Source organism: Selenomonas sp. AE3005, assembly GCF_000686945.1.
Classification (GTDB): domain Bacteria; phylum Bacillota; class Negativicutes; order Selenomonadales; family Selenomonadaceae; genus Selenomonas_A.
In genome coordinates, this window is sequence record NZ_JMME01000007.1 from 83,811 (window position 1) to 96,021 (window position 12,211).

15 protein-coding genes and 2 tRNA genes are annotated in these 12,211 nt (G+C 51.8%); 4 read left to right on the plus strand and 13 right to left on the minus strand.

Annotation, left to right across the window (positions count from 1 at the left end; all coding sequences use genetic code 11):
* Nucleotides 1-128 precede the first annotated feature (128 nt).
* Together nrdD and nrdG are read left to right on the plus strand one after the other, a co-directional pair.
* Nucleotides 129-416 carry an anaerobic ribonucleoside-triphosphate reductase gene (gene nrdD / locus DL94_RS0106550; RefSeq protein WP_028129477.1) on the plus strand — a complete coding sequence of 96 codons (288 nt, stop codon included), beginning with the start codon at nucleotides 129-131 and terminating at the stop codon, nucleotides 414-416.
* A gap of 1 nt (nucleotide 417) precedes the next feature.
* Nucleotides 418-915: an anaerobic ribonucleoside-triphosphate reductase activating protein gene (gene nrdG / locus DL94_RS0106555; protein WP_028129478.1), complete on the plus strand. Its 498-nt coding sequence runs from the start codon at nucleotides 418-420 to the stop codon at nucleotides 913-915.
* A gap of 354 nt (nucleotides 916-1,269) precedes the next feature.
* Here nrdG and DL94_RS0106560 read toward each other — a convergent pair whose 3' ends face one another.
* Nucleotides 1,270-1,686, minus strand: coding sequence for a universal stress protein (locus DL94_RS0106560; protein WP_028129479.1), 417 nt, complete (start codon nucleotides 1,684-1,686; stop codon nucleotides 1,270-1,272).
* A 36-nt stretch (nucleotides 1,687-1,722) separates the two neighbouring features.
* Nucleotides 1,723-2,160: a universal stress protein gene (locus DL94_RS0106565; RefSeq protein WP_028129480.1), complete on the minus strand. Its 438-nt coding sequence runs from the start codon at nucleotides 2,158-2,160 to the stop codon at nucleotides 1,723-1,725.
* Between the two features lie 190 nt (nucleotides 2,161-2,350).
* Here DL94_RS0106565 and ilvA point away from each other — a divergent pair, with 190 nt between their 5' ends.
* Nucleotides 2,351-3,601, plus strand: a complete 1,251-nt coding sequence (ilvA, locus tag DL94_RS0106570; protein ID WP_028129481.1) for a threonine ammonia-lyase — start codon at nucleotides 2,351-2,353, stop codon at nucleotides 3,599-3,601.
* A 51-nt stretch (nucleotides 3,602-3,652) separates the two neighbouring features.
* On the opposite strand, the gene ccsA (DL94_RS0106575) is transcribed toward ilvA, so the two are convergent.
* The 9 genes from ccsA (DL94_RS0106575) to DL94_RS0106615 form a co-directional block, all read right to left on the minus strand.
* Complete coding sequence (ccsA, locus tag DL94_RS0106575) at nucleotides 3,653-5,746, minus strand: cytochrome c biogenesis protein CcsA (RefSeq protein WP_028129482.1); 2,094 nt, start codon at nucleotides 5,744-5,746, stop codon at nucleotides 3,653-3,655.
* A gap of 15 nt (nucleotides 5,747-5,761) precedes the next feature.
* Nucleotides 5,762-6,130, minus strand: coding sequence for a cytochrome c maturation protein CcmE domain-containing protein (locus DL94_RS0106580; RefSeq protein ID WP_028129483.1), 369 nt, complete (start codon nucleotides 6,128-6,130; stop codon nucleotides 5,762-5,764).
* On the minus strand, nucleotides 6,127-6,759 hold the full coding sequence (ccsA, locus tag DL94_RS0106585; RefSeq protein WP_028129484.1) for a cytochrome c biogenesis protein CcsA: 633 nt from the start codon (nucleotides 6,757-6,759) through the stop codon (nucleotides 6,127-6,129). The genes DL94_RS0106580 and ccsA (DL94_RS0106585) overlap by 4 nt, the downstream gene beginning before the upstream one ends.
* Nucleotides 6,760-6,774: 15 nt before the next feature.
* On the minus strand, nucleotides 6,775-7,446 hold the full coding sequence (locus DL94_RS0106590; RefSeq protein ID WP_028129485.1) for a heme exporter protein CcmB: 672 nt from the start codon (nucleotides 7,444-7,446) through the stop codon (nucleotides 6,775-6,777).
* On the minus strand, nucleotides 7,418-8,047 hold the full coding sequence (locus DL94_RS0106595; protein ID WP_028129486.1) for an ABC transporter ATP-binding protein: 630 nt from the start codon (nucleotides 8,045-8,047) through the stop codon (nucleotides 7,418-7,420). Before DL94_RS0106595 ends, DL94_RS0106590 begins: the two co-directional genes overlap by 29 nt.
* Before the next feature lie 3 nt (nucleotides 8,048-8,050).
* Nucleotides 8,051-8,731: a Crp/Fnr family transcriptional regulator gene (locus DL94_RS0106600; RefSeq protein WP_028129487.1), complete on the minus strand. Its 681-nt coding sequence runs from the start codon at nucleotides 8,729-8,731 to the stop codon at nucleotides 8,051-8,053.
* A gap of 243 nt (nucleotides 8,732-8,974) precedes the next feature.
* On the minus strand, nucleotides 8,975-10,300 hold the full coding sequence (locus DL94_RS0106605) for an ammonia-forming cytochrome c nitrite reductase subunit c552 (protein ID WP_028129488.1): 1,326 nt from the start codon (nucleotides 10,298-10,300) through the stop codon (nucleotides 8,975-8,977).
* Nucleotides 10,293-10,781 (minus strand): cytochrome c3 family protein, encoded by a 489-nt coding sequence (locus DL94_RS0106610; RefSeq protein ID WP_028129489.1) that lies wholly within the window; start codon nucleotides 10,779-10,781, stop codon nucleotides 10,293-10,295. Before DL94_RS0106610 ends, DL94_RS0106605 begins: the two co-directional genes overlap by 8 nt.
* A gap of 248 nt (nucleotides 10,782-11,029) precedes the next feature.
* The gene (locus DL94_RS0106615) at nucleotides 11,030-11,590 is read right to left on the minus strand and encodes a TMEM165/GDT1 family protein (protein WP_028129490.1); all 561 of its coding nucleotides are present in this window, start codon (nucleotides 11,588-11,590) and stop codon (nucleotides 11,030-11,032) included.
* Between the two features lie 127 nt (nucleotides 11,591-11,717).
* Here DL94_RS0106615 and DL94_RS0106620 point away from each other — a divergent pair, with 127 nt between their 5' ends.
* A complete protein-coding gene (locus DL94_RS0106620) occupies nucleotides 11,718-11,936 on the plus strand; it encodes a hypothetical protein (RefSeq protein ID WP_028129491.1) in 219 nt (72 codons plus the stop codon).
* Nucleotides 11,937-12,005: 69 nt separating this feature from the next.
* On the opposite strand, the gene DL94_RS0106625 is transcribed toward DL94_RS0106620, so the two are convergent.
* Nucleotides 12,006-12,081, minus strand: a tRNA-Phe gene (locus DL94_RS0106625).
* 3 nt (nucleotides 12,082-12,084) lie between these two features.
* Nucleotides 12,085-12,161, minus strand: a tRNA-Asp gene (locus DL94_RS0106630).
* Between the last annotated feature and the right edge of the window lie 50 nt (nucleotides 12,162-12,211).

The following is a 12,211-nucleotide window of genomic DNA, read 5'->3' on the forward strand; positions in this document are numbered from 1 at the left end:
ATTTTCCATTGACTTAACGCCATACATATTGTATAATTTTCGTAGATTCACCGCTAAAGGCGATGAAAGCTCAACAAATACCGCAAGGTCTTATACATACTATTATTTTTTAAGGACAGGTGATTATCATGATGGTAAATGATGTTGCTGTAACCATCGATGGACTGACAGACGTTTCCGAACAGGAAATCGTAAATTACATCGGTTATGTAGAAGAACAAACCAACGAACGTGTCAACGAACTGACTTTGACTCCGGCCGCTGACGGTCAGATTCATTTAGATTATGTGCTCCAGCCCCAGAAATTCGAGCGTATCCGCCGTATCACGGGCTACCTCGTGGGCACTATCGACCGCTGGAACGACGCCAAGCAGGCCGAGGAACACGACCGGGTAAAACACACGGTTACTCACTAAAATGAAAATGCGCATAGCAGGAATCGTGGATGATTCCATCGTTGATGGGGATGGCCTTAGACTTTCAGTCTTTACCCAAGGTTGTCCCCATCATTGTGTCGGCTGTCAAAATCCCGACACCCATGCCGCCAGCGGCGGCCGTGACGAGGATACGGAAAACATCTTGGCCCGGATTGATGAAAACCCTCTCCTCACCGGCATAACCTTCAGCGGCGGCGAACCCTTTCTCCAGCCTGCCCCCCTCACACGCCTGGCCAAAGAGGCACACAAACGCGGCTTAGACGTCTGGAGCTATACCGGCTACACTTTAGAAGAATTACTGGCCAAAAAGAACCCGGCCATCGACGCCCTGCTGCGGGAACTTGACGTTCTCGTAGACGGCCCCTACGAAGAACGCCTCCGCGATTTAACCCTCAACTTCCGTGGCTCCAGCAATCAGCGTATCATCGATATGAACGCCTTCCGCAAGACCGGCAAGATTCGTACATTGGAGTTCTGATGTTTTGTCAGCATACAGCGTAAGCGTAGTACGCCGGCAGCGGTCATGCTTGCCGGCTAGTTGGTAAAATCGTCATAACCATAGCTAAAAGACAGGAATACCATTTGCTGACCGAAATAATTGATAGTAACTTCCAGCGAGGCGGCTCATGGCTGTTCTAAGCGCCGCGTATGACGATTCACGTTAAGAAAATATTTTTTGCCCACCACACACAAAAAACGCAAAGCACTTTTGTTTGAACGCAGTGAGTTTAAGTGCTTTGCGTTTTTATTATGGCAAAAAATATTTTTAGAGAATTGTCATAGCATAGCGTGAACAGCCATGAGCCGCCTCGCTGGCCACGAAAAAAATTGCCTATTTCACCACCAGAACCGGACATTTAGCCTGTTCTACAATATACTGGCTGACGCTGCCCAGCAGCACGCCTTTGACAATTCCCAGTCCCCGGCTGCCCATGATAATCAAATCAATATCATTGGACGTAGCAAAATCCAAAATAACTACGGCCGGCGACCCGGTTTCCGAAAACGCCTCTTTTTCAATCCCCGACGGCACCATTTCCATCGCCCTGTCCAGAATCACATTACCGGCCTTGGTAACTGCCTCCAGAATCGCGTCTGACAGACAGGCGTTAATCGCCAGTTGATTGATATTCGCCACATAGAGGAAATTCAGCTTGGCCTCACAAGCCTCTGCCATAGCAATGGCCTCTGCCACAGCGCGGTCAGAACCTTCCGAACCATCGACCGGTACAAGAATGTTTTTCATCATAAGGAATACCCCCCTGCTGTAAATTCAGCTCATTATTCACTTAACTACCACCACAGATACTTTAGCGCGTTCAATAAGCTCCTGACTGACACTGCCAAAAATCAGCCCTTCCATCACACCCAGACCGCGGCCGCCCACGACAATGCAATCATGGCCGCCTTCCTCACAAAACTCCAGAATGGTCTCCACCGGTGTGCCGGTACGCTGATGATACTCATACGCAAAATCAGCAGGAATATATTTTTCCGCCATCTTCAGCGCCGCCTGTGCCTCATCATCCATTGAACCGGCAATGGAATCAGGCAGCCAGGACTCCTCCTTGGCATCCGTATCCTTGTCAAAATACGTCACATGCAATACATCAACCTCTGCCCCGGTTATCTCTGCCAAATTCACGGCAAATGCCGCCGCCCGACCAGCTCCCTCCGAGGCATCAATAGGCACCAATATACGGGCAAGCTTTCCCCCTGGCATATAAACATTCCTCCCCGTATTACTTTATGACTACATATTTCGCTAAACTATAGACAAAATCCTTCCCCATTCAGCAGAAAATACATTGACATTCTTTGAAGGATAATGCTACACTAAGTAGAACATTTTACTATAGAAATCATGTCATATTTTACATTATATGTAAACATATATAACAGGAGGCAGAGCTATGTCCAAAGAAAAAGCACCGAAAGTCACCAATCAGGAAATCGTAGAGACAACTACCATTGCCGGCGTTTACCAGGCCGCCCGCAATTTGGAAGGCATTGTCAAAAAAACCTCCCTTATCCCCAGCGACTTTTTCTCCGAAATCTCCGGCAATGAAGTTTACCTCAAACCGGAAAACCTTCAGCACACCGGCGCCTTTAAACTGCGCGGTGCCTACAATAAAATCAGCCAGCTCACCCCCGAAGAACGCGCCAAAGGCGTTATCACGTCCTCAGCCGGCAACCATGCTCAGGGCGTAGCCTTCGCCGCCCAAAAACTCGGCGTCAAGGCTGTAATCTGTATGCCGGCCACCACGCCAATCTTAAAAGTTGAAGGCACCAAGGCCTTAGGGGCCGAAGTCGTGCTCCACGGCGACGGCTTTGACGACGCCTACGCCTACAGCCTCGAACTACAAAAACAGCATGGCTACGTCTATATTCACCCCTTCAACGACCTGCAGGTACTCCTGGGACAGGGCACTACCGCCCTTGAAATCATTGACGCCTGCAAAGACATCGATGCTATCCTCGTGCCCATCGGCGGCGGCGGCTTTGCCTCCGGCGTGGCCCTGGCCACCAAACTCGTCAACCCGGACATCAAAGTCATCGGCGTTGAACCGGAAAATGCCGCCTGCATGAAAGCCGCCCTCGACAAACAGAAAATCGTCACCTTAAAATCCGCCGACACCGTAGCGGACGGCTGCGCTGTCAAAACGGCCGGCACACTGACCTACGAATTCTGCAAAAAATACCTTGATGATATCATCACCGTTTCCGAAATGGAAATCATGGGTGCCCTGCTCTCCCTTATCGAAAAGCACAAACTCATTGCCGAAGGGGCCGGCGTCCTCTCACTCGCCGCCCTTTCCAAACTCCCCTTCAAGGGCAAAAAAGTAGCCGCCATTGTCAGTGGCGGCAATATCGACATCTCCACTATCTCCGCTTTAATTGAAAAAGCCAAGATAGCCAGAGGCCGGGTATTCTGTTTCGGCGTTCTCCTGCCGGACAAACCGGGCCAGCTCCTCACCATTTCCCGTATTCTCGCTGAGGAAAACGCCAATGTTATCGAACTTAACCATAACCAGTCCAAGGTGACCGACAGCTTTAAAAAGGTTATCCTCGAAGTTACCTGTGAAACCAACAACGAAGAACATATCCAGCGAATCACCAAAGCCCTGCATGATAACGGGTATGAACTGGAAAGAATTTACTAAGCACTGCCTGTTTCCGCAGTGCCCCGGCAGCCGCCACAAGCGGCTGCTTTTTTATTTCTTCACTGCCCACAAAGTGCCGGCACATACGAGCACCGCGCCCAGCCACAACAGCCAGATACAGGGCTTTACGCTGACGCTTGCCGTAATCGGCTGATTAAGTTCAGCGGCCAGTGACGGCATGCTTTCCAAACGAATCTGACTGCTGTTCTGGGTAATCCCCGTCAGCCGCAGACGTCTTTGCCCGTTAAAGACCTCCACCGGTTCTGAGCTGCCGCCGTCCTTGGTCGCCGTCAGATGCAGCTGCACTTCTTCAATCGTCGTTCCGTCCGTGACGCCCACTTTGGCCGTCACCAGCACCGTGCCATCAGCCTGTTGTTCTATCGCAGCGTCCTCAAAACGGTAGCCCAGCTCCTCGTCCATGCCCATACGGCCATGTTTCAGAATCATTTCCGTCCGGCCATTGTCCTTGGGCGGCGTAGGCGCCAGATAAACATCACCGCCGATTCCCTTGGCGATAGCCGGTTCTCTGGCAGCGTCCGCGCCATTGGCATGGAGTTTGGTCAGCGCACGCACTGCCTGACCGTCAACCTGATACAGGTAATACTTGGCCTTGTTGCCATCAGCAAATTCCTGTCCCTGATAGCAGATTTCATGGCCAAAAATCTGATATTTTTCCCCGACCTGCAATTCCTGACTGTACGACTGACTGCCCGAACCGGCCAGCACAAAAGCCAGACACGAGAGCCCCAGACCAATATGCGCCACCGCGCCGCCCGTCCGCAGGCCATGTTTATGCCAGGCGATAACTGCCGCCCCCACTGCCGACAGAGAAACGGCCGCCAGCAGACAAGGCAGGAACTGCCGCACGCCGGCGGCATAAGCTGCCCCGGCACCGGCCAGCCCCCAGACGATAAGCGGCGCCACTGAGGCCAGTACCCTGCCCTGGCCGTAGCCACGCAGCAGCGCACAGCTGGCTGCCAGCAGCAAGGCAATCGCCAGTGGCATAGTAGTACGCACATAGAAATCCGTATCCACAGCCGCCGGTTTCCCTATAAGCTGCGTAAACAACGGCATGGACATGCCCAAAAAGATAATGACACCGACAAAGACCAGCAGCAGCGCGCCCAACAGCAGAATAAACTCCCGGCTGTCATAGGAAGGATAATATTCCCCCTTGGGCAGGCTGCCGGCCTTGGCCATTAACAGCAGCAAACCTGCCAGCAGCACGATGGCATTAACCAGCGCAATGCTCAGGCCAATGCTGTCCCCAGCAAAGGAATGCACTGAAAAATCCCCCAAAATGCCGCTGCGCGTCAGGAACGTACCGTAAATAACGAGCCCATAGGCAAAGATACCGGCCAGATGTACCATAGTGATAACTGCCGGACGAATCTGCGCGGCCCTCAGCACATGGATATAGATACCGGCCGCCAGCCAGGGCACCAGCGAAGAATTTTCCACCGGGTCCCAGCCCCAAAAGCCGCCCCAGCCCAAAACCTTATAAGCCCAATAACCGCCAATGAAAATCCCGGCGCCTAAAAAACTCCAGGCGATAAGTGCCCAGCGCCGTGCTGCCGGCAGCCAGTCCTTTGCCTGCTGTCCGGTAAGCAGCGCCGCCGCCCCATAGACAAACGGCACAGCCAACAACGCATATCCCACAAAGATAATCGGCGGATGCACCGCCATCCACGGGTCCTGCAACAGCGGATTTAAACCAATGCCATTTTCCACGACATTTGGATTAGGCACAAAGGGGCTTTTAGCCAGTACCAGCACCGTCAGGAGTGCCTGCAGAGCCATATACACGGCCATTCCCGGCACCGGCAGGGCACGCTTTAACAGCAGGAAAAGACCTGCCACGGCATGAATCAGCAGCCACAGCAAAAACGAACCCTGCTGCCCTGCCCAAAAAGCCGACACTTTATAGACCAGCGGCAGTTCACGCGCCGAATAATTAGCTACATAGGAAATATCAAAACGATTATTCAGAATCAGCACCAGCAGGTAGACACTGGCCACTGCCACCAGACCACAGGACAATATCGTCAGTATGCGGCCTTTGCTCTGCCATTTTTCATTGGCAAAACAGAGCACTGCGCCCAGTGACAACAGCAGGGCCAACATTAAAGAAATCACACCAACCAAATGAAAGTCCCCCTTTTAGCGTTTCTGCTGTTCGTATTTCGACGGACATTTTATAAGCAGCTTGTGTGCCTCAAAGGCCGTATCCTGATATTTACCGATGGCCACAACATGATAGGCCTCATCAAACTGGTCAGGTTTCGTCCCATGATAATGCACCACCATCGTTTCCCCCGTCTCCTCATCCTGCAAGGTAAAAACGAATAAATTGCCCTCCATGTGCGGCGCCGGCGCACCTGCCGCCAGCAGGCCCTTTACCTGCACATTGCTGGTACTCCTGCGCGCCTCAGCAATGCCCACATAAGGCGTAACCGCGTCCATAAAACTCCAGCCGGCATAACCGACGAAAGCCAGCAGCAATATTCCTAATAATATTTTGCGATTCATAAATTTTCCCCCTCAGCCAGCAGCCGTTTCGTCTGCCGCCGGAACAGCCAGTAGAAAATCCCCGTCACATCTGCCAAAGCAGCCATAAGCACGGCCAGCATGATGGTATCCATAGCCAGCCCCGAGCCATTCAGCACCGGCGATGGGTGCAGGGAAAAATATAAACGGGGAATGATGAACACCAAAAACGGCACTGTCAAAAAGGAAAACAGCGCATACACCGCCGCCACTTTAGCCCGCCTGCGTCCGGCCGGCATGGCTCCACGCAAGGTCAGATACGCCCCGTAAATTAACAGCAGCACAAAAATGGTGGTCTGCCGCGGGTCCCAGTTCCAATACGCGCCCCAGGTCAGCTTGGAAAAAACCGCGCCGCTCACCGTGGCTAAAATGACAAAAATGAACCCCAGCTGGGCCGCCGCCGCGCTTTTGGCGTCCGCTACCAACTCACCGCTGCGTAAAAAACGAGCGCCTTCATACGCACTGATTAAAAACGCCAGCACCGCAACCCAGGCCACAGGAATATGCAAAAAAGCCAGCCTTACATAATAGCCCAGTCCTTCTGCCGGCGGCACCACAAAAAACACCAGTCCTATAGTGAGCAGGGTCAATATACCAAGTAAAGCCCCCATGAAAATTCCTCCAAACTAATCCTCATACCATAGATAATCAAAAAGTACGGACGCTGCCGCGAGCAATACGCCATCATACAGCGCCATTCCCAGAAGATAATGCACCGGCAGCTGGCCGCTGCCCAAAGTGCCTGCCGTCAGAAAGATGGCCGGCAAAAACACCGGCAGTATCACCGGCAGCATTAAGACCGAAAACAAACCGCTCTTAACCTGCGCTCCCGTTGTCAGCGCTGCAATGAGCGTTCCGGCTGCGGCAATACCAACGTCCCCCAGCAGCAGCGTGCCTGCTAATACACCGCCGGCCGCCACCTCAGCCCCCAGTAAAAGCAAAAACAGGGGCACAATGAAGAACGTCAGACATACGAGCAAAAAACACGTATAAAGCATTTTGCCCCATAGCACGGTTTGGGCACTGCCGTAAATCTGCAAGGTCAGCAGCGTCCCGGCTGTATCCTCATCAGCAAACCCACGGTCAGCGCCGGCCATGGCGGCAAAGAACAGTATAATCCACAACAGGGCAGCGGCCAGTTCCGGCTCTAAGGGCGCCCCCTGCAAGGCCAGACTGACACAGGCCAGCGTAGTCAGGGCGAACATAAACATCGTTGACCAGGCAGCCTTAAAGCGCAGGCCTAAGGTAAATTCCTTGCCAAAAACCAGCTTAATTCCCTGCCAAAGCGATGCATGCATGCGCCAGCGCCTCCTCTCCCGGGTCATTCGTCGCCAAGGCCACCAAGACATTTTGCGCCGCAGCCGCCTGTACTTCCCTGGCCACCATCGCCCGGCCAGCCTCATCAAGATTAGCCCCCGGCTCATCGAGCAGCCAGATATCTGCCTGACAGGCCAGGAGCACCGCCATCTTCAGCCTCTGCCGCATGCCCGTGGAAAACTCCCCGGTATATACATGGTCGACAGCTGACGCCGGCAGCTCTACCCTGTCCAAAATCTTTCTATATGCAGCCTCAGTCAGTGAAAGCCCTCTTAAGCCCAGGAAAAACGCCATATTCTCCCTGGCCGTCAGCCGGTCATAAAAGCGCAATTCCGGCGTTACCATCGCCAGATGCTGCCGCAAAGCTGCCTGTGTGAGCTCACCGCTCTCTGTTTTTACCGTGACAGTCCCCTGCGCAGGCCGCAGAAGATGTCCGGCCAGTTTTAAAAAGGTTGATTTACCGCTGCCGTTAGCGCCGGTAACAGCCGTAATCTGACCGCCCTTTAGCTGTGCCGTCAGAGGCCCAAATATGTGCCGTCCGTAGAAAGACTGCTTGACCTCGTTAAACTCTATCGTAATCATGACTCAATCCATAGCCGCCACCTTGGCAGCATCCAATTCCATCCAATCCTCGCCCACCTTAAGCAGGCCTTCACTTTGCATGGCGCTAATCTCCCGGGTAAGTGCACTGCGGTTGCACTCCAGTTCCTTGGCCAGCTGTACCCGGCCCGGCACCTGCACACGCGCCTTACCTTTACGTTGTTCTTTATACAGCAAATAGAGAATCAGCCGTTCACGCAGCGTCTTTTGGGAAAGAATCTTGATTTTTTGCATCATCAACACATTTTTCCGGCAAAAGGCCTCCAACAGGTTCTTCATAACCAGGCCATGTGTGCGTCCTAGTTTCGGGCCAGCCGTCAGCAAGGCCTGATAAGGAATCCATAGTACCAGTACGTCCGTCAGGGCCTCAATAGCCATATCATACGGTATTTGCGGCATAATCGCTGAAGTACTCCCGAGCATCGCACCACGTTCCAGATTATGGCTGACATTTTCCTTGCCGAAACGGTCCTCGGCCAATACCTGCGCCTCACCTTCGACAATTACGCCGATATTATGATTTTCCTCATAAGCGTCCAAAATCCGGGCGCCACGGCTTACCCGTTTTATTTTGGCCCCGGTAGCCTCTATAAAATGCTCCACCTCTGCTGCCGGTACCCCTTGAAACAATGGCAGCTCATGCAAATCAAGATGATATACCTGCATAGCCTTCACTCCTAAATACACATATTTCCTTCATTATATCAACAATAAAACTATCATCATGTTGCTATGGCAACTATATATAGTAATTATTCTATCATCTGAAATAGACTCCTGCATTGTACTATCCTACAAGAATTACTACCGTTGTTTTGTAAGGGTATTGCCATCATAAATGACAGACAAACGCCGCCACACTTGCTTTTTTCCAAGTGTGGCGGCGTTGTTCATTATAAGTATTGTATTTTACAAGCTGCCTTTTACCAAAGCATTGGCATTTTCAATCACCTGATGGGCCAAATCAATGGCCTCACCACTGATACGCATGCACTTATCAGGATTGTGGAAACCATTGCCGTTTTCTGCAGCTACCCAGTCCCAATACCACTGAGCCTCGCGCAGTTTCAGCCGCACCGGTGCCAGCTGTTCGTCCGTAGCTCCGGCGTCCATGGCCGCCTTCACCGCCAGATGAGCCTTGGCAACCGTCTGACCGGCAATACGCTGTAATTTGAAATTATTATCATGGATAGTCTTGACTCTGGCAATCAGCGTGTCCTTGTTTTCATCATGACACTTGAGGCAGGAGGCCTCTACCGTCTTTAGCGGACTGGTCATCCAATGCGAGGTATATTTCTGACCATTTTCCCGCATATAAGGCATGTGGCAGTCCACGCAGGTAACGCCGGCGTCAGCATGCACACTGGTGGTCCAGATTTCAAAGTCCGGATGCTGGGCTTTCAGCATCGGCGTCTTGGAATCGGGATGAATCCAATCCTGCTTAAAGGCCCCAAGCTGCTCGCTCTGCGTCTGATAGAATTTAAACTGCTCTTCCGGTTCCCAACCGGCAATAAAAGGATGACGCACCCGGCCATCTTCGGCCATAAAGTAATATTCGTTATGGCACTGGCCGCAGACATAACCACGCATATCATTGTGGGACGCCTTGCTGATATCAATCCCCTTCAAGGCCATGGACTCTACAAAGCCCTGCTGATAAACCCTGAGTTCCATCGTATCCGGGTCATGGCAGGAAGAACAGCCCATGTACAGGTCTGTGCCTTCCACGGTATCCTTATTGGTATAAGGCGGTGTTGCCTCAGCAAACGGCAGGGTAGCAAAATCCCAACCGCTTTCCTTGTACCACTTGTCATACATCCACGAACCTTTGCAGACAATGCAGTTGCCCTTCTGCGGCGGAATACGCTGGGAATTCAACTGGTCAACGCCAGCCCAGGTATGGCCACGGGCCACATCATACTGCACCGAAAATTTATACCCCTTGAAGTTTTCCTTGATTTCCGGCTGCATCTCAATATAAGATTTTCCCGGGTCACTGCCGCCATAACCTGTGGGGCTTTCCCCACCCTGATTATTCTTCATATAGGATTTATATTCCAAAGGATAAGCCTCTTTATAGGCCTCCTTGCCCACATGGGCATAATTTTCATGGGATATCTTGGCCAGCTTGACACTGTCATCATTGGGCGCTGCTCCCAGACGTACCACTACGAAACCAAAGAACAGCACGCAGGCGGCCACCATCCCAGCTAGAATCTTTTGCAGCTTACTCAACTTTTATCCCCCCTTCGAGATGATTACTTCCATGGGCTATGCGGCTATGGCACTTCAAGCAGTCCGCTCCGGTGTCCATATCCACGCCCACCGCCATGTGTACACTGCCCATGGTGTTTTCGTGACAGCGCAGGCAGTTGCCGTTCACAGTCTTTTTGCCCCCGGCTGACAGGTCAATACGGGCCGGATAATCCCTGAGTACCGCATGATAAGTGTCAACCATACCTGTGCGCCCCTTCTCAATCATGTAAATAGCCATATTGTCGTGAGGCAGGTGACATTCCACACAGGCTTGTTTGCTATGCGTAGATTTGGCAAAGCTCGCCGCCTCGCCTTTCATCGCATGGCAGGAACCGCAGAACGCTGCCGAACCGGAAAAAGACATCATTCCGGCGCCGATGGCACAAACCACCAGCCCTATGGCAAATCCGCCTGCCAGACAGCCCAGCGTATGTTTGTTAAAAAACTCTTTCCAATCCAATTCCGCTCCCCTCCTCTCAACTTTGGCCACATTATATCATTATTCTGAATAGTATGTCGTTGCTACAGCAACACCATAAAATATTTTCGCACCGCCGCTTACAAAAAAAAATGACACGCCCCATCACAGAGCGTGTCATTTCCCAGCTGATTGCTGAGTACAATATAAACGAAGACTACCTGCGCCATGGCACAGGGGAAATGTTTGTGAATCACCGCGCTGACATCGTGGCAGAATTAGCTGCTAAATTACAGCAGACACTGCACCAGTCCGGCTGCACCAAACACGATGAATATCGCCGCTGACACTTTTTGCATGGTCGGGGGCGATATTTTCTTTTGCAGGTAATTGCCGGCCACGAGGCCCATGCCGTCAGCGATAACCATACCGGCTACGGCACCGGCGAATACCATAAGCCAGTTGCCCATTTCTGACGCCAGGGCCACGGCCGCCAGCTGGGTTTTGTCCCCCATTTCCCCGATGATAAAAGTCAGGGCTACGGTCATTACCGGGCCGAAACGGCTGGCCTTACATTCTTCTTCGTCCTCCGTTTCGCCTTTCAAGGACCAGAGGCCAAAGCAAATAAAGAGAATTGAGGCCACTATGGTCATTTTTTCTGCCGAAATCAGGCTGCCGATGGTAGCACCAACGGCCACGGCCAGACCATGCACGACGATTATGCCCAGTGTCATGCCGGTAAACACGGCGCGGCTGCTGTACCTGCCGGCCAGCGCCATGACCAGAAACTGCGTCTTATCTCCCATTTCTGCGAAAAAAATCAGCAAAAAAGCTGCCCAAAAAGCTTCCATTCGTTACACTCCTAAAAATCCTGCACAAGTTTTACACACCTACAGTATAACACAGCTTATCTATAGCACCACTCCAGCAGGAAAATTTTTTCCCGTGTCGAATTAAATAAATGTTAGGGGTGATACCATGAGAGCAGTTGTGCATTGGAAAGGCGGTTCTTCCGTCTCTGTTGATGATATTTTGACCATTCGCTATACCGACAAAGACGGGCAGAAGTTTCTGCAAAGCAGTGAATTGAGTTCCTTCCAACTACAGAACATTGACTCCTTTTCCTTCTTCACCAAGAAGGGACTAATGCTGTTTACCGTGCCGGAAATTCTCTATATTGATTTCCGCGCCAAGTAAGGCCTGTATAGCGAAATACAAAAAATCCTTGTCAAAGCCGTTGCTATGACAAGGATTTTATTTTTTAAGTGGTGCCTCCGAGCGGAATCGAACCACTGACACGGGGATTTTCAGTCCCCTGCTCTACCAACTGAGCTACAGAGGCAAATGGCGACCCGAAGGGGACTTGAACCCCTGACCTCCGCCGTGACAGGGCGGCATTCTAACCAACTAAACTACCGGGCCATTTTTGCAAGTGTGTCACTCACAAGACATAATTATACGGACATGTCAGG